This window comes from Portibacter marinus, assembly GCF_021533195.1.
Classification (GTDB): Bacteria; Bacteroidota; Bacteroidia; order Chitinophagales; family Saprospiraceae; genus Portibacter; species Portibacter marinus.
In genome coordinates this window covers 180642-197835 of record NZ_JAJNKB010000006.1, presented here as the reverse complement: position 1 = coordinate 197835, position 17194 = coordinate 180642, and the positions used below count along the sequence as shown (strand labels likewise).

The 17194-nt window shown below is 40.7% G+C and carries 14 protein-coding genes; 11 read left to right on the top strand and 3 right to left on the bottom strand.

Annotated elements, in window-relative coordinates; genetic code table 11:
* Nucleotides 1-4: 4 nt before the first annotated feature.
* The 7 genes from dnaN (at nucleotide 5) to L2567_RS21340 (ending at nucleotide 6717) form a co-directional block, all read left to right on the top strand.
* Nucleotides 5-1120, top strand: a complete 1116-nt coding sequence (gene dnaN, locus L2567_RS14820) for a DNA polymerase III subunit beta (RefSeq protein ID WP_235298581.1) — start codon at nucleotides 5-7, stop codon at nucleotides 1118-1120.
* A gap of 13 nt (nucleotides 1121-1133) precedes the next feature.
* The gene (gene nadD / locus L2567_RS14815) at nucleotides 1134-1706 is read left to right on the top strand and encodes a nicotinate (nicotinamide) nucleotide adenylyltransferase (protein ID WP_235298580.1); all 573 of its coding nucleotides are present in this window, start codon (nucleotides 1134-1136) and stop codon (nucleotides 1704-1706) included.
* Nucleotides 1707-1715: 9 nt separating this feature from the next.
* Nucleotides 1716-4055 (top strand): type IX secretion system anionic LPS delivery protein PorZ, encoded by a 2340-nt coding sequence (gene porZ / locus L2567_RS14810; RefSeq protein WP_235298579.1) that lies wholly within the window; start codon nucleotides 1716-1718, stop codon nucleotides 4053-4055.
* A 50-nt stretch (nucleotides 4056-4105) separates the two neighbouring features.
* Complete coding sequence (locus L2567_RS14805) at nucleotides 4106-5188, top strand: lysylphosphatidylglycerol synthase transmembrane domain-containing protein (RefSeq protein ID WP_235298578.1); 1083 nt, start codon at nucleotides 4106-4108, stop codon at nucleotides 5186-5188.
* A complete protein-coding gene (locus L2567_RS14800; protein ID WP_235298577.1) occupies nucleotides 5185-5961 on the top strand; it encodes a nitrilase family protein in 777 nt (258 codons plus the stop codon). The genes L2567_RS14805 and L2567_RS14800 overlap by 4 nt, the downstream gene beginning before the upstream one ends.
* 52 nt (nucleotides 5962-6013) lie before the next feature.
* Complete coding sequence (locus tag L2567_RS14795) at nucleotides 6014-6226, top strand: hypothetical protein (RefSeq protein ID WP_235298576.1); 213 nt, start codon at nucleotides 6014-6016, stop codon at nucleotides 6224-6226.
* Between the two features lie 260 nt (nucleotides 6227-6486).
* Complete coding sequence (locus L2567_RS21340; protein ID WP_406626699.1) at nucleotides 6487-6717, top strand: IPTL-CTERM sorting domain-containing protein; 231 nt, start codon at nucleotides 6487-6489, stop codon at nucleotides 6715-6717.
* A gap of 33 nt (nucleotides 6718-6750) precedes the next feature.
* On the opposite strand, the gene ddlA is transcribed toward L2567_RS21340, so the two are convergent.
* Nucleotides 6751-7833: a D-alanine--D-alanine ligase gene (gene ddlA, locus L2567_RS14790; protein ID WP_235298575.1), complete on the bottom strand. Its 1083-nt coding sequence runs from the start codon at nucleotides 7831-7833 to the stop codon at nucleotides 6751-6753.
* A 111-nt stretch (nucleotides 7834-7944) separates the two neighbouring features.
* Between ddlA and L2567_RS14785 the strand changes: the two genes are divergently transcribed.
* Nucleotides 7945-10185, top strand: a complete 2241-nt coding sequence (locus tag L2567_RS14785) for an efflux RND transporter permease subunit (protein WP_235298574.1) — start codon at nucleotides 7945-7947, stop codon at nucleotides 10183-10185.
* Between the two features lie 34 nt (nucleotides 10186-10219).
* Nucleotides 10220-11749 carry an L-piperidine-6-carboxylate dehydrogenase gene (gene amaB / locus L2567_RS14780; RefSeq protein WP_235298573.1) on the top strand — a complete coding sequence of 510 codons (1530 nt, stop codon included), beginning with the start codon at nucleotides 10220-10222 and terminating at the stop codon, nucleotides 11747-11749.
* Between the two features lie 47 nt (nucleotides 11750-11796).
* Here the strand turns inward: amaB and L2567_RS14775 are convergent, their stop codons facing one another.
* A complete protein-coding gene (locus L2567_RS14775; protein ID WP_235298572.1) occupies nucleotides 11797-12216 on the bottom strand; it encodes a hypothetical protein in 420 nt (139 codons plus the stop codon).
* Between the two features lie 87 nt (nucleotides 12217-12303).
* Complete coding sequence (locus tag L2567_RS14770) at nucleotides 12304-12552, bottom strand: hypothetical protein (RefSeq protein WP_235298571.1); 249 nt, start codon at nucleotides 12550-12552, stop codon at nucleotides 12304-12306.
* Nucleotides 12553-12733: 181 nt separating this feature from the next.
* On the opposite strand from L2567_RS14770, the gene L2567_RS14765 reads away from it, so the two are divergent.
* Together L2567_RS14765 and L2567_RS14760 are read left to right on the top strand one after the other, a co-directional pair.
* Entirely contained in the window at nucleotides 12734-15745 is a 3012-nt protein-coding gene (locus L2567_RS14765; protein WP_235298570.1) for a DUF1553 domain-containing protein, read from the top strand.
* Complete coding sequence (locus L2567_RS14760) at nucleotides 15742-17172, top strand: DUF1501 domain-containing protein (RefSeq protein ID WP_235298569.1); 1431 nt, start codon at nucleotides 15742-15744, stop codon at nucleotides 17170-17172. The genes L2567_RS14765 and L2567_RS14760 overlap by 4 nt, the downstream gene beginning before the upstream one ends.
* Nucleotides 17173-17194 lie beyond the last annotated feature (22 nt).

The following is a 17194-nucleotide window of genomic DNA, read 5'->3' as shown; positions in this document are numbered from 1 at the left end:
AAATATGAAATTTTCCGTTTCCTCATCTGAATTGCTAAAAAATCTACAAGTCGCCAGTGGAGCAATCGGTTCTAATCCGGTCCTTCCCATTCTTGAGGATTTTTTATTCGGAGTAAAAGAAAACGTACTAACCATTAGAGCAACCAATTTAGAAACGACCATTGTCACCGAGATGAATGTCAATGCTGATACGGATGGTTCGGTCGCAGTACCAGCGAAAATTTTATTGGACACCCTGAAAGCCCTTCCAGATCAACCCATCACTTTTGCACTAAACGATGATAATCGAGCGATAGAATTAACATCAGCTTTTGGAAAGTATAAGTTGGCAGGTGAAGGTCCTGAAGATTTCCCTGAATTACCTGAGGAAGAGGATACGAATAGTATTACCATCAATACTGAAATACTTTCTAAAGCGATTAATAAAACGCTTTTTGCAACCAGCAATGACGAGCTGAGACTGGCCATGACCGGCGTTTTCGTTCAGATCGATTTTAATAAAATCATCTTTGTTGCCACAGATGCGCACAAATTGATCAAATACACTTTTGGAAATATTAGTAGCGACCAGGCCGCTTCTTTCATCATCCCTAAAAAGGCCATGACACTTCTTAAAAATGCAATTAGCAGGAAAGAAGATGTGGAATTAAGCTATAATAAAACGAATGCTTTTTTCAATTTTGGAGAAACCAAAATCATTTGCAGGCTAATCGACGCTAAATATCCTGATTATAATGCAGTCATTCCTGTAGATAACCCTAACGATATGCTAATTGGCAGAAATGATTTTCAAAAATCTCTGACCAGGATTAATATTTATGCCAATAAAACCACTAATCAGGTTATTTTGAATATTAACGATGGTTCATTGACCATCTCCGCACAAGATTTGGACTTCAGCAATGAAGCGACAGAGCAGTTGCCTTGCAATTACACTGGCGAGCCTATGAATATTGGCTTTAATGCCAAGTTTATGATTGAAATGTTGAACGTGATTGAATCGGACGAGGTTAAATTAGAGATGTCTACGCCCAGCCGCGCCGGCATCTTACTGCCTACAGAGGAGGAAGAAAATGAACAGTTGCTCATGCTGGTCATGCCTGTGATGATGAGTCATTGACCTAAACCAACTCATGAAAATCGGACTTTATTTCGGGTCGTTTAACCCAGTGCATGTCGGCCATATGATCATTTCCAGTCATATGCTTCAATACACAGATGTCGATCAGGTATGGATGGTGGTCAGTCCACATAATCCTCATAAAGAGAAAAAGTCTCTGGCTAAAGATTATGACAGACTCCATTTGGTCACATTGGCCATCGGAGACAATCCGGGAATCAAGGCCTCTAATATTGAATTTTCTCTGCCGAAACCATCATACACCATTGATACATTGACCTATCTGAAAGAAAAATATCCTGACCACATCTTTAGTCTGATCATGGGAGGAGATAACCTGTCTACTTTTCATAAATGGAAGAACTACGAATTAATTCTAAGAGATTACGATATTAAGGTATATCAACGACCATCCTACGATTTGGGTGAACTCCAAAATCATCCCAAAGTCTCTATCGTTCCAGCTCCAATGCTGGACATATCCAGTAGTTTCATTAGGAAATCTATAAAAACTGGCCATTCCATTCAATATTTAGTCCCCCAGTCCGTTTTCGAATATATCGATTCGAATAAAATGTATACTTAAGTCCTGCGAATGGGAAAGACTACGCTAATCTGGCTACTGCTTTTATTGAATTTTTCACTTTTTAGTCAGACAAATCTAAGATTCGGAGAATGGGAATCACACCTACCCTATCAACGTGGCTTGTCTATCACGCAAAGCCCTAACAAGGTATATTTTGCTACTGACTTCTCTATTATGAGTGTCGATAAGGAAGACTTTTCGCTGGAGTTTATGAGTAAGGTAGAAGGGTTGTCAGAAGTTGGCATTTCTGACTTGAAATACGACGCCGCTTCAGGAAATATTCTGGTTATTTATAACAATCAGGAAATGGATGTGATCACTGAAGAGGGTGTAATCAATATTCAGGACATCAAAAATAACACCGGTATCATACTGGATAAGAACATATATGATGTGCATTTTGATGGAGCAGGAACAGCCTATTTATCGACTGGATTTGGAGTGGTGTCTTTTGACATGCAAAGCTTTGAGTTTGGCTTTACCACTCAAATGGAAATGGCCGCATTTGCTACAACTACTCAGGGAAATTTTCTATACGCAGCTACGGAAGATGGATTATACAGTCTCGACTTGAGTAAAATGATTAATTTCTCTGATTTTGCCAATTGGAAATTTTTAGGTGCAGATGTGGGTTTGCCTATGTTGTATGAGTTAAATACAGTTAAATCACACCTTGGAAATTTGTGGTTGTTATTAAATAATGAAATTTGGACGCAAGACCCGGAGGGGCACTTTGATGTAGCGATAACTTCTGAACAAGGTGAAAACTTTGAATTTATTAGCGATGAAGGACCGGAGCTGATGATCGGCTCCCGATTTGACAATAATAAATCGTTGATTCGGTATGTCAATGAGGAAGGAATCATACAGCAAGGAACCCTGGATTGTGCGAATCTGATAACTGATGCTGTTAGAGATGAAAAGGGTAGGGTATGGTATGCCGATGAATGGAGAGGATTTCGATATACAGAAGGCTATGATGGACAATGTAGAAGAGTGTCCACAAAATCGATTTTTTCTCATTCCGTAAGTGAAATGTTGGTAGATGACGGAATACTCTATGCCACTTCCGGTGGAGTGACTGATGCCTTCAATTTTCTCGCGAACAGAGATGGGATCTATATTTTAAAAGAAGGTCAATGGACCAATTACAATGAATCCAATACTACCGCCCTAAAAACAGCTGATCTTTTAAATGTTTACACGATTGCCAAAGATCCTGAAGATGGACATCTTTTCCTTGGATCATTTTATTCCGGATTGTTAGAAGCAGACTTTGATGAAAATAAGTTTACACACTACGATAGCGAGAATTCTCCGGTCATAGGGTCCCCTTCTTTTCCAATAAGAGAAAAGGTGGCAGGATTGGCATTTGACGATAATGAAAACCTTTGGATTTCCGCACATGAAGCAGAGAAACCACTGGTCGTTTTGAGTAAAGAGGGGAACTGGCATAGCTATAATGTGATCACAAATTCAACGCTTGGCCAAATTACGGTCGATGATTTTGGAAATAAATGGATTCAGGTCACAGGAGGAGCAGGCGGTGTTCTGGTCTATAGCGATAAGGGCGAAGTCGCTAATCCTACCTTACATCAACAACGTTTTATCAATTCCGGAAATTCAGAATTGCCAACCAATGTTGTCAATTGTATTGAAAAGGATCTGGATGGCACCATTTGGGTCGGTACCGGAGAAGGCCCTGTGATTTTTGGTTGCGACCCTTTTGCACCAGCTGACAGTAGTAATGCCTTTACCTGTAGGGGTAGTATTGAGATCGTCTTTGAAGATAGCATTCCAGCAAGGCTTTTACAGACAGAAGATATTCGGGCCATAGGAATTGATGGCGGAAATCAAAAATGGTTTGGTACCAGAAATGGGATATTTGTGCAGTCTCCCAATGGAGTGGACAAAATAGCCAGATTTACATCTGAGAACAGTCCGCTCTTCAATGATAACATCATAGATCTGGAGTATGACCCTCAGACTGGTAAAATGTTTATCGCGTCTGACGGAGGCATTCAGGCTTTTCAAACCATGACAACAGGAGCCAGTGAAGTCAGACATCAAAGCAAAGTTTATGCCTATCCTAATCCAGTCAGACCCAACTATGAAGGGCTAATCGCTTTCAAAGGACTGGCAAGAGACGCGACCATTAAAATCACGGATGTGGCTGGTCAATTGGTCTACCAATCGGATGCCCTGGGCGGGACAGCGACATGGGATGGAAGAGATTACAGCGGCAGAGAGGTGGCCTCGGGAGTATATTTGGTTTTTAGCAATGCCAATGAGCTTGGGAATAATGATAATCCTGATACAGCGGTCACAAAAGTTCTTATTGTTAGATAGTTTCATTATTTTTTTGCATCTTTTCTCATCTGATGTATGACTACTGAAGATTGAGAGGGAAAAAAAATATAGACACTACTCTTCGTAAACTGCGAATAAGCAGAATCATTTTACCGATCTGCATAGGGATCAGTGTGGTTTGCTATTTGTTTTGGTCGCACTTTGATATACAAGCCTTTAAATCCATCGATTGGGGATACCAGGTGTTCGCCTGGCTTCTACTAGGTGTTCTCTTTTACGTTATAAGACATCTGGCTTACTCTTATCGCCTCTTTATCCTTTCTGATAAAAAACTGTCATTGAGAAAGTCTGCAGAACTAATATTTATCTGGGAATTCGCAACAACAATTTCACCTACTAGCCTCGGTGGGAGTGCTGTTGCCATGATCTTTCTTTCACTGGAAAGGCTAAAAACAGCCAGAGCTGTTACCATCGTCTTATATACCATAGTCCTGGACACCTTCTTTTTTGTTGTCAGTGTTCCATTACTACTAACTATTCTGGGGCTCAATGTTATCAGACCCGAAATTTTTACCTGGGATGATATGAATGGTTATGGCATCACATTCTTCATCGTCTTTGCTATTATGTTGACCTATGGATTCATTTTCTACTACGGCTTATTCCACCGACCAGATCAAATTAAAAAATTGATGGCTTTTTTTGCCAGACGACGGATATTAAGAAGGTATAAGGAAAAACTCATTCAGACAGGTCAGGACATTGAAAATAGTTCTCGTAGATTAAGAGCAAAAAGTCCGGATCTACATATCAAAGCCATCCTAGCTACCTTCACCGCCTGGATCTTTAAATTCGCATTGATGTTTTGTATCATTTATGCCTTTATCGATACCGTCCCAAGGACCCTGTATCATACCTTCATGATTTATGGACGATATGAGACCATGTGGGCCATTACAGCTGCTAGTCCGACTCCTGGAGGCTCAGGGCTGGCGGAGTATCTTTTTGGAGGCTTCTACAGTGACTATGTTCCGCTTTCTCTCGCCGTGGTTGTAGCTTTTACATGGAGAATCATTGCGTACTACACTTATTTGATGGCAGGAGTAATCATTGTACCAGCATGGATCAGAAAGATTTATAACAGGAAGAAAAGTGTAAATTTGGGAGAATGAAAATAGCATATATTCAATATGACATCGCGTGGGAATCTCCAGGTGAAAATCGACAGCGAATCGAGGGCATGTTAGAAGACCAAAATCAGTCTTTCGATTTGTTGGTACTTCCTGAGATGTTCACCACCGGGTTTAGTATGAATACTGAGAAAAATTCCGAAACCATGGATGGTCCTACACTGCTGTGGATGTCACGATTGGCCTCAAAATACGAATCGGTAGTGACCGGCTCGATTATTATTGAAGAGGAAAGTAGTTACTATAATCGATTGATCTGGATGCGGCAGGATGGTTCATATGAATGTTATGATAAACGTCATCTCTTCACTCTGGCAAAAGAACATCATCACTTTTCTGCTGGTCGTAGAAAATTGGTGGTAGAGATGAATGTAAGAGGCATAGATTGGAGAGTTTGTCCGCTTATATGTTATGATTTGAGATTTCCGGTTTGGTCGAGAAATACTGAAGACTACGATCTTTTAATTTACGTTGCCAATTGGCCTCAGAAAAGGGAATTTGCATGGTCCCAACTATTGATAGCGCGGGCTATTGAAAACCAATGCTACACAGTGGGGGTAAATCGAGTGGGTACTGATGGAGTGAGTATCCCATATTCCGGACAAAGTGTGGTACTGAGGTATGATGGCCAATGCATCGTGGAAAGTGGATCTTATCAGGGTGTTTTCTATGCCAATGTTTTGAAAGAAAAAATGGTGGGCTTCAGACGCGCCTATGGATTTTTAAGGGATAGGGACAATTTTTCAGTAAAATAATTTTTCTTTCTCAGAGATTATCAGCATTTTCATCTCTCAAAGTAATGTCCTTATGAACCCAAAAGTTAATTCTTTTTCTCTTGCTTTTATTATAATCTTTTTTCTTTTAAGCTCTGGTACAGGTTTTTCTCAGCAATCATTTGACCAAGTAGATGGTGCTGCATTGATGAAACCTATGAAAGCAAGTTTATTTCCTCCTACTGCACAGGTTTTTACATTCAATGGAACTATAGAAAACTCTGCTCCCACAAGAATGCAAGATTAAGTAGAAATGGAGTTCCATCAACTTGTGATGCACCCAAGAATTGTGAAATTTTTACGAATGGCAATTTTCTGTACAATACTCACACCTTTACCAATCCCAGTGCTTATCAATCTGCCTGCGCGGAAATTGCACTATCTGCCCTCTGTTCAAATGCAAATTTAACACTCAATATATATGATGGCTCATTTGATCCAACTAACATTTGTACAAACTATCTTGCTGATCCAGGACTTTCGACTGGGATACCTGCTAGCGATATCATGTTATCCTACGAAATTCAACCTCGTCAGACAATAGTTTTAGTAATATCATCTTCAAATCCAGGTACTGTTTGCACAGATAATGGCGGATATCAAGTGACCATAACAGGTATTTTTCCATTTGACGTTCCTACATTAGGACAATGGGGGCTGATTATCCTAGCATTGGCTTTGCTTATTTTTGCAGTTGTTTTCGCAAGAAAAAGATTGTTCGCCCTGAGGGCCACTTAATTTTATTTCCGCACACGAATTTGAGTGAGTTTCTTATCTCGCTAACGCCATCTCCTGCTCGTGTCTCTCCAAAGCGTAATGAATAAGTTTGGTGATCAATTCCCGTTGTGATATTCCGGAATATTCCCAAAGTTTAGGGTACATAGAAATCGAAGTAAATCCAGGAAGTGTATTGACTTCATTCACAATCAAAGAACCATCCTCTTTAAGAAAGAAATCAACCCTGGTCAGGCCGCTCAACTCCAATAAAATATAAGTTTCGACCGCTGCTTCCATCATTCTCTTAGTCGTTGATTCATCCAGATCAGCAGGTATGCCCAATGCTGCACCATCTTCATCCACGTATTTATTTTCGAAAGAATACCATCCAGACTTAGGCATAATTTCACCAGGTACTGAAGCAATTGGTTCATCGTTACCCATGACTGCAACTTCTATCTCGCGACCTTTGACCTTTTCTTCTACAATGACTTTTCGGTCATACTTAAATCCTTCCTCCAAAGCTTTTTCAAATTCTTCTTTGGTCGTTGCAAAGGACACTCCGACTGAAGAACCTAGATTAGCCGGTTTGACGAAAAGCTCATGGCCCAATCGATCGACCACTTCTTCATAAGAAGGATTGCGATTACTTCCTTTTCTAAAGGTGAAAAAATCAGCAATGCCAATTCCTCCATCTCTTAAAATTTTCTTCATAATATCCTTATCCATCCCAATTGCCGAACCGAGAATGCCACAACCCACACAAGGTAAGCCTGCCAGTTTGGCCAGTCCCTGAACAGAGCCATCTTCCCCGTAAGTACCGTGTAAAACAGGGTAAACCACATCGACTGAACCTATCGATTCTGAAGCATCAATACCAATTATACTTTGGTCATTGTGTGATAATACGACTTCCTCCCCCAGTTCTCCCAGTTGTATTTGTTTTGGATCATCCGGATTGAGTAGCTTCAGAGAATCGCCATTGATATGCCATACCCCCTCTTTACTAATTCCAATAAGAATCGGTTCAAAAAGATCACGATCGATAGAATTGACCACATTTTTTGCAGAAAGGAGGGAAATCTGATGCTCTGCGGAACGTCCTCCAAAAAGAATAGCTACTCTTAATTTTTTCATCTTGCTAAGGATATAAACATCGAAGATACGAACTTTGTCCGTATTAAATTGTAAGTACTGTGGGCATTGAAAAGTGTAAGTCCACGAAAATATTAAATACATTTGCGGCTGATGTTGAAGAAAGTAAGAATCCCGATAATCGTTGCCTTTGCCTTAATGGCCATCTATAGTTTGACGTTCATACCCAAATTGAATTTTCAGTTTGATTTTGAATCTTTTTTCCCAACAGACGACCCGGATCTGGCTATTTTTAAGGAGTTTATCAAGGACTTTGAAACCGACGATAATTTTCTACTGGTAGGTTTTAAGCGCGAAGAAGGGATTTTCGACCGACAATTTTTAGAGGACTTGCATGAATTTACGGTAAGGTCCCGGGAGGTTCCTCATGTCTTAGAGGCCGAGTCTATCACCAAATTCTCCTATCCTGTAGCCACCCCTTTTGGCGTAACCGCCATTCCTGCCATTGACATAGACGACCCTTCCAAGTATCCTCAACAGAAAGAAAAGTTATTAAAGGACGAAAGGCTCATTGATTATTTGATATCAGAGGACGGAACAGCCACAGTAGTTGCCTTGAAGACCGTAGATGCTATTCGACTGGATCAGTCTTATGAATTGCTGGACTCCATCGAAAGCCTGATCGCTGAGTATGATTTTCAGGAAAACCATCTCTTAGGTAGGGCAAATTTCCAAAAGGAGCTCGTCAGAATGCAAATTCGTGAAATTTCTGTAGCCACCATTATTGCCGGAGCGCTTGTCTTTTTCGTGATGCTCTTCATTTACAGAAAAGCACTTACAGTTACCATCGCATTGATTTCCATAGGGCTCGGAATGATTCTTTTCATGGGCTATCTGGGCATTTCAGGTCAGGAGCTGAGTGCCATGACCGGACTCTATCCTATTCTAATGATCATTGTAGGAACCTCCGATGTCATCCATATCATGAGTAAATACCTCGATGAATTAGAAAAAGGCAATGCTAAAAGAGAATCCATCATCACCACGATTAAAGAAATCGGACTGGCGACATTGCTTACCTCAGTAACCACAGCAGTCGGCTTTACTACTCTTTTGACCAGTAGAATCTTACCCATTAGGGAGTTTGGGATCAATGCTGCAATCGGTGTGATGATAGCTTATGTAACGGTGGTTCTATTTACCTGTACGCTTTTGAGTTATTTCGATCTTAATCAATTGACTTCTCCGAAAACAAGAAATGACTTCTGGGAAAAGTGGATGACCAAAGCATATCAGGCTTCCTTTCATAAAAAGACCATATGGGCATCTACCGTAGTTTTTTTAATTTTTTGCGCGGTGGGCATTTCAATGGTTACAACCAACTATAAAATTGAATCCAACCTTCCTATTGGAGCTAAAATAACTGAAGATTATCAATTCTTTGAGGACGAGTTCGTGGGTTTTAGACCCATTGAAGTTGCAGTCACGACTGACGGCGATATATATGACTATGAGGTAATGAGTGAGATCAATAAGGTCGAAAATAAAATTAAAGATTTGGGTTACTTCAAGGCCATCCGATCTCAGACCTTAGTATATAAGAGTATCGCACAAATGTATGGAGGAAACAAAACTGAGGCTTACCAGTTTCCCGGGACTGAGGCAGAATATGAAAGGTACCAACGCATTGCATCCAATATTCCAAAATTGAGTAATAATATTCTAGTGGGTAAAAATGCAAAGAAGGCCAGGATCATTGCACGGATGAACGATATGGGAGCAGACAGTACCAAAGCCATAGTGGATAATCTGGAACAATGGATCAATGCCAATACAGACACATCGATGGTTCGGTTTGATGTGACAGGTACATCCATGTTGCTGGATAAAAATGTGGAATACGCCCGAAGAAGTTTACTAACAGGACTAGCCATTGCTATTGTTATTATTGGTTTTCTAATGGTCATGTTATTTAAAAATATTAAATACCTGATCATTGCTCTGGTCCCGAATTTATTCCCTTTGCTTTTTGCTGGAGCGGTCTTAGGATTTTTAAACATTGAATTGGAGGCAGGTATCACCATTGTTTTTGCCATCATATTCGGTATTGCGGTGGATGACAGCATTCATTTTCTAAGCCGATTTAAACTCGGTAGATTAAAAGGTTATTCCATTGAAAAATCCTTAAAGAATACCTTCTTGGAAACGGGTAAGGCAATATGTATAACCAGTATCATTTTATTTTTTGGTTTTATGGTTTTGCTTTTCTCCATTCACCCACCAAGTCGATCTATAGGCATCCTAATAGGAATTACCCTTGTAACTGCATTGTTAAGCGATTTATTTATAATACCTTTGCTGATCAGATTATTGATCAAGGAAGAGAAAGAATAAGGGATCGAATTCGCTTCCACTAAACAAGCCACAAATGAATACTAATTTTTTAAAGCAGTTAGGCTTAAATAAGTCTAATGAAGGAACCTGGACAGGAAGAAAATCTGTCGGAAAATCAACAGAATTTATAGAATCTTATTCTCCTGTAGACGGGAAACTGATTGGGAAAGTAGGCATCACCTCGGAAAAAGATTATACGAAAGTGGTGAGAAAAGCAGAGGACGCCTTTAAAAAGTGGAGAAAAGTACCTGCTCCTAAAAGAGGAGAAGTCATCCGACAGTATGGTGATGCCTTAAGAGAAAATAAAGATGCATTAGGTCGCCTGGTGAGTTACGAGATGGGTAAGAGTCTTCAGGAAGGTTGGGGTGAAGTGCAGGAAATGATAGACATCTGCGACTTTGCTGTGGGTCTTTCCAGACAATTATACGGTTTAACCATGCATTCTGAAAGACCTGGTCACAGAATGTACGAACAATGGCACCCCTTGGGAATAGTGGGCATCATTAGTGCTTTTAATTTCCCGGTAGCGGTTTGGTCCTGGAATGCCATGATCGCCATGGTCTGCGGTGATGTATGCATTTGGAAGGCAAGTGAGAAAACCCCTTTGTGTGCCATAGCCTGTAATAATATCTTTCAGAAAGTATTAAAAGCCAATAAGGTACCGGAAGGTGTCAACTGTATAATCAATGGTGATTATAAGGTAGGTGAGTACATGACTTATGATCCAAGAGTACCGCTTATTTCTGCTACTGGTTCATCGCGAATGGGCAAAATTGTAGGATCCGTAGTTGCTTCCAGGCTTGGTAAAAGTTTGCTGGAATTGGGCGGTAACAATGCCATCATCGTCACTCCTAATTCAGACTTAAATGTCGTGCTTGCCGGAGCAGTATTTGGTGCCGTGGGAACTTGTGGTCAAAGATGCACATCTACCAGGAGGTTGATTATTCACGAATCCATTTATTCAAAAGTATCTTCCCAATTGAAGAAGGCGTATAAACAACTGAAAATAGGCAATCCATTGGACCCTAATATGCATGTTGGTCCTTTGATTGATAAAGATGCTGTGGAGGCCTATTTAAATTCCATCAAGGCAATTAAAGAACAGGGAGGAAAAATGCTGGTTCCGGGAGGAGTGCTTAAAGGAGACGAATATGATTCCGGATGTTATGTTAAACCTTGCATCGCTGAAGTTGAAAATCATTATAAGATCGTTCAGCATGAAACATTTGCTCCGATTCTTTATCTGATTAAGTACAACGAACTGGAGGAGGCTATCCAGATGCAAAACAACGTTCCACAAGGTCTATCCTCAGCGATCATGACGAATAATCTTAAAGAAGCAGAGCTATTCTTGTCCAGTGCAGGTTCAGATTGCGGAATTGCAAATGTCAACATCGGTACGAGCGGTGCTGAAATTGGAGGAGCATTCGGCGGAGAAAAAGAAACTGGTGGCGGTCGTGAAAGTGGATCAGATGCCTGGAAGGCTTATATGAGACGACAGACCAATACCATCAACTACAGTGATGAGCTGCCGCTGGCGCAGGGGATTAAATTTGATTTGTAACGTCATAAATCTCGAATAGGGGATGCAAACATATTGTTAGGCCGTAGTTATACTTTTCGATCTACACGATCGATAATCATATTGAACCTTTTCAGTAATTCACCTCCTATGATGCTGTTTTTTTGGTTCCCGATTTTACCTTCAAAAAACCCAATGTGAAGGTTTTCAAATTGAAAGTCTTCGAGCTCAAATAGAGGCAAAACGGATTTTTTCTTTTTAAGAACATTTCCATAGGAATCTTTAAGTGCTGTCTCGCTGACAACCTCCAATTCGGACATCCCTGATCTGGAAGCAAATCCGTCATCTAAAAGGATGGTGCCCGAATATCCAGAATGGATAAGAAATGGATTCGAGTGTTTCTTTTGTCCATTATAACAGTGGCCATTGACATACATAAACCCAGATTCCACATTGATGATATATGCAAGGTATTCAGTGACATCAGGTAAGTCCTCATGTATGACCATCAGTTTTTGATCAAAGTTGAGTTCGATCAGTTTTGATCCGATCTCTAGTGTATTATCTTTTGCAAATTTAACTTCACCTTCACCACCCTACGCTTTACCTGTTGTAGTTGTCGTTGTCAATTTCTTCTTTAATTGGCTTAACGCTTTCGTAGTAACAGAAATACCGTCAGCAGCAGTATGGAACATTAATCTGAGGGAATCTTCGGTATTCAATACAGCATCGATAATAATATTGTTATATGCGGTTAATTCAAAAGGAATAGTATCTGTTTTTTGACTGTGTCCAGAATGGATACCTATGATTGAAATGATCAAGAAGGTAAACTTCCGGCTCAAAATCTTCGCATAATTAAGATGCTTTAGAACTAATACCCGTAGTAACCCAAAATGCAAACTTGTCAAATTATATCTATTACTTCGAAAGACTTTAGCCTTTTCCTCATTACACCTTAACTTTGTCCTCATTGAAAATTCTAACTTTTCACGAATATCAAGAAAAATTTATAATTTGAGTTCCATGAAGTCATTCCGATCAACTTTTCTTTGGTATTTACTTGCGATGAGTGCATTCTCATGTCAGCGCAGTATTCCACCTGAAGTCGGAATGCATTTGAGTAACTTAGATAAAAACATTTCCTTTAACAATGAGGTAAAACCTATCCTTTCCGATCGTTGCTTTTCCTGCCATGGTCCGGATGCCAATACCAGAAAGGCAGAACTGCGTCTGGATCAGCGCCCTCCGGAAAAGGTCTTTAATCTGATACTTGACCGGATACTCAGTGAAGATGCAGAAATTTTAATGCCACCACCGGAAAGTAAGATGGAACTTACTGATGTTGAAAAAGCTACACTTGTTCAGTGGATCAAACAAGGCGCCAAATATGAGAAACACTGGGCTTTCATACCACCAGAAAACGAAGAGGTCCCAGAAATTGCCCAAGGATTTACCGCTTACAATGAAATAGATCACTTCATCACGCAACGATTAGAAGATGTCGACTTAAAGCAATCACCAAAAGCTGACGAAGAAAGATTGCTGAGAAGGGTGACTTTAGATCTCACTGGTCTGCCTCCCACCATTCAGGAGATAGATGCATTTCTGGCAGATGATGCTCCTAATGCCTATGAAAAAGTGGTCGATCGACTACTCCAGTCGGAAGAATATGGCGAAAGAATGGCTATGGAATGGATGGATGTGGCCAGATATGCAGATTCGCATGGCCTACACGCTGACGGATATCGAATGATGTGGCCTTGGCGAGATTGGGTCATTAATGCATTCAATGAAAACCTTTCTTATCAAGATTTTGTGACCTGGCAAATTGCGGGAGACATGATTCCTAATGCAACCTACGAACAAAAACTTGCAACGGCATTTAATCGAAACCACTCTATGACAGGTGAGGGTGGAGCGATCGATGAGGAGTATAGGCTAGGCTATGTGTATGACCGTACGGAAACCTTTTCTACGGTATTTCTTGGATTAACTACTGGATGTGCAAGATGCCACGACCACAAATTTGACCCTGTTTCTCAAAAGGAATACTACGAGTTGGCAGCCTTTTTTAACAATGTAAAAGAGTTGGGGATGACCGGAGATGACGGAAATTATGGCCCCATGTTGGCTGTGATTTCTGATGAAAAGAGAAAAGAAATAGAACAATTATCAACCGAAATCCAAACGCTCTCTGAAAACGAGGTATATGCCATAGAAGAATTCATTGACCTAAAGGAACAAGAGCCCATTTTTCACGGAAAAGTAAATGAATTGAAAGATGGGAAATTAGATCAAAATAAAAATTTTACGACCCGCTCGACTGCAGATCTCGTAGAAGGCTTCGAAGGAAATGCTGCATTGCTAACTGGAGAATATGATGAATTAAATATTCAGGGCATCCCAGATTTTCAAGCCCATGAACCATTTGCAGCTTCCTTATACATCAATACTACTAAAAGAGATTCGCAGAAGACTCAGACTCTGATGGGAACCTCGGGCAATAAAAATAATTTTTGGCGAGGTTGGGATTTCTTTCTTGACGATCAAAACAGATTGAATGCCAGGTTGATTAATAGCTTGCCACATAATTATATCCATTCCAGATCTAAGGATTCCATAAGGCTGAACGAGTGGACGAAGGTAAGCTTTACATATGATGGCACTGGATTGGCAAAAGGTATTGACTTTAAGATAGGGGATCAGGACCAGAGCATAGAGGTCGTTTATGACCAATTGTATAAATCCATTCATCCCATCAAATCAGGAAGTCATGAAAAAGAAGATCGTAAAACGATTAAAGTAGGTAAATCCTACAGAGGATTTACCGGCGAATATGGTGTTTTCAAAGGAAGAGTAGATGAAATTAAATTGTACCATTTCCCTAAAAACGATCTGTTGCGAAATAAAGTAAGAGCCAAATTCGAAGTCTATGACAAGGTAGAGGAAGTGATGGTCATGGAGGAAATGCCAGAACCAAGGGTGGCTTATATGTATAACCGGGGAGAATATAATCAACCTTCTGAACAAGTTCATGCCTCAACTCCTAAAATACTGGGTAGTTTCCCTGAAGCAAGCAATAGAGACCGCCTGGGTTTAGCTCAATTGTTGTTTGCCCCGGATAATCCATTGACAGCAAGAGTTACCGTGAACAGATATTGGCAAATGATATTTGGAGAGGGAATTGTCGCGACTCCTAATGATTTTGGATTGCAGGGAGCCAGGCCCACCCACCCTGAACTGCTGGATTATCTGGCCATTCAGTTCATGAAGCATGACTGGGACATGAAATGGTTGATGAAAAAAATGGTGATGTCGTATACCTATCAGCAAAGCTCCAACCAAACCACCATTCTACAGGAAAAAGATCCAGAAAACAAATTGCTGGCGCGTGGCCCATCCTTTAGAATGCAGGCTGAAATGATAAGAGATAATGCCCTGGCAGCAAGTGGATTGCTGAAGAAGAACAAAGGCGGTGAAAGCGTGAAACCATATCAACCGGAAGGATTATGGATCGAAAAATCTTCTTTTTCTCACATCCTATTGAGATACGAACCAGACAAAGGGGATAGTCTTTATAGAAGAAGCCTTTATACTTTTTTGAGAAGAACTTCACCCAATCCATCCATGACCATATTTGATGCGCCCACCAGAGAAGTTTGCGTGGTCAAAAGGGAGAATACCAGTACACCATTGCAGGCATTGGTGCTTTTGAATGACCCTCAATTCGTTGAAATATCACGCATCTTGGCAGAAAGAATTCAGGAAGAGGCAGGAAGTTCATTACCAGATCAAATTCAATATGCATTTCGACTTGCTACAGGTAGAACTGCAGATCAAGAAGAGATCAATTTATTGAAGGAGTTGTATGAGCGTCAATATAAATATTATATTGATCACGAGCAGGATGCAAAGGATCTTATATCAGTAGGTGAATTCCGTGTTCCTGATCATTTGAGTCCCTCAAAAACTGCTGCATTGACCTATGTTACAAGCACCTTAATCAATCACACAGAATCATACATGAAAAGATGAGTCATTGCGGTAAATACGGACGGAGGGAGTTTCTAACGAAAACATCGTTAGGTATCGGTGCTATGGCCCTGGGCTCCATTCTTAATCCTTTAAAGGCCGGAAGGCTGCGATCCAACAACCCTATGATTGGGCCTCACTTTGCTCCAAAAGCCAAAAGAGTCATTTATCTTTTTCAGAGTGGCGGCCCTTCTCATATGGAACTTTTTGATTATAAGCCGCTCTTAAATCAAAGGGAAGGACAAGACATTCCAGAAAGTGTCCTTCAAGGTCAACGCCTGACCGGGATGAGTTCTGGGCAAGCTTCACTTCCTTTGGTAGGTAGCCGATTCTCGTTCAATCAATACGGAGAAAGCGGCATGTATGTATCAGAATTGATGCCCTATACTTCGGAAATCGTAGATGAGTTATGCTTCATTAAGTCGATGCATACCGATGCCATCAATCATGATCCAGCGGTCACTTTTATTCAGACAGGTTCTCAATTTTCCGGAAGACCTTCTATTGGAGCTTGGACCAGCTATGGTTTAGGTTCAGACAATGAAAATCTGCCGGCTTTTGTAGTGCTTATTACCAAAGGCAAACAGGGAGGTCAACCCCTATATGCCAGGCTGTGGGGCAATGGTTTTCTACCTTCACAGCATCAAGGCGTTCAATTTAGAGCTGGTAAAAATCCAGTACTTTTCCTGGAAAATCCTTCAGGAGTCTCGTCAGAAAACAGGAGAGAACAATTAGACTACCTAAACAAGCTGGGTAAAATCAGCTATGACGAAAATCTCGATCCGGAGGTGTTATCGCGCATGGAACAGTATGAAATGGCATATCGAATGCAGACCAGTGTTCCCGAAATCATGGATACCAAAGGGGAGCCAGATTATATCTATGACATGTATGGAGAAGACAGTAAAGAGCCGGGTACTTTTGCGGCAAATTGTTTGCTGGCAAGAAGATTGGCGGAAAGAGATGTAAAATTCATACAACTATATCATCAGGGTTGGGATGCTCATGGAGGGCTACCGAATCTGATGAAAAGGCAATGTAAGGAAACCGATCAAGCCAGCGCTGCATTGATTAAGGACTTGAAACAACGAGGCTTGCTCGAGGATACGTTGGTCATATGGGGAGGTGAATTCGGCAGAACCAGTTACTCTCAAGGGCAAATTACGACAGACAACTATGGCAGAGACCATCATCCTAAGTGCTTTACCATATATATGGCTGGAGCAGGAGTGAAAAAAGGTCTTAGTTATGGTACAACAGATGATTTTGGCTATAATATTACTTCCAACCCCGTTCATGTTCACGATTTTCAGGCTACATTAATGCACCTCATGGGTGTAGATCATGAACGGTTGACTTTTAAATATCAGGGCAGGAGATTCAGGTTGACGGATGTCCACGGTCACGTCGTCAAGGAAATATTATCCTAATAAAAAATGAGCAGAATGCATC

Excerpts from the sequence above, each read along its gene's own strand:
- dnaN (WP_235298581.1), top strand. The coding sequence starts at position 5 with ATGAAATTTTCCGTTTCCTCATCTGAATTGCTAAAAAATCTACAAGTC.
- nadD (WP_235298580.1), top strand. The coding sequence starts at position 1,134 with ATGAAAATCGGACTTTATTTCGGGTCGTTTAACCCAGTGCATGTCGGC.
- porZ (WP_235298579.1), top strand. The coding sequence starts at position 1,716 with ATGGGAAAGACTACGCTAATCTGGCTACTGCTTTTATTGAATTTTTCA.
- L2567_RS14800 (WP_235298577.1), top strand. The coding sequence starts at position 5,185 with ATGAAAATAGCATATATTCAATATGACATCGCGTGGGAATCTCCAGGT.
- L2567_RS14795 (WP_235298576.1), top strand. The coding sequence starts at position 6,014 with ATGAACCCAAAAGTTAATTCTTTTTCTCTTGCTTTTATTATAATCTTT.
- L2567_RS21340 (WP_406626699.1), top strand. The coding sequence starts at position 6,487 with ATGTTATCCTACGAAATTCAACCTCGTCAGACAATAGTTTTAGTAATA.
- ddlA (WP_235298575.1), bottom strand. The coding sequence starts at position 7,833 with ATGAAAAAATTAAGAGTAGCTATTCTTTTTGGAGGACGTTCCGCAGAG.
- L2567_RS14785 (WP_235298574.1), top strand. The coding sequence starts at position 7,945 with ATGTTGAAGAAAGTAAGAATCCCGATAATCGTTGCCTTTGCCTTAATG.
- amaB (WP_235298573.1), top strand. The coding sequence starts at position 10,220 with ATGAATACTAATTTTTTAAAGCAGTTAGGCTTAAATAAGTCTAATGAA.
- L2567_RS14775 (WP_235298572.1), bottom strand. The coding sequence starts at position 12,216 with ATGGTCATACATGAGGACTTACCTGATGTCACTGAATACCTTGCATAT.
- L2567_RS14765 (WP_235298570.1), top strand. The coding sequence starts at position 12,734 with ATGAAGTCATTCCGATCAACTTTTCTTTGGTATTTACTTGCGATGAGT.
- L2567_RS14760 (WP_235298569.1), top strand. The coding sequence starts at position 15,742 with ATGAGTCATTGCGGTAAATACGGACGGAGGGAGTTTCTAACGAAAACA.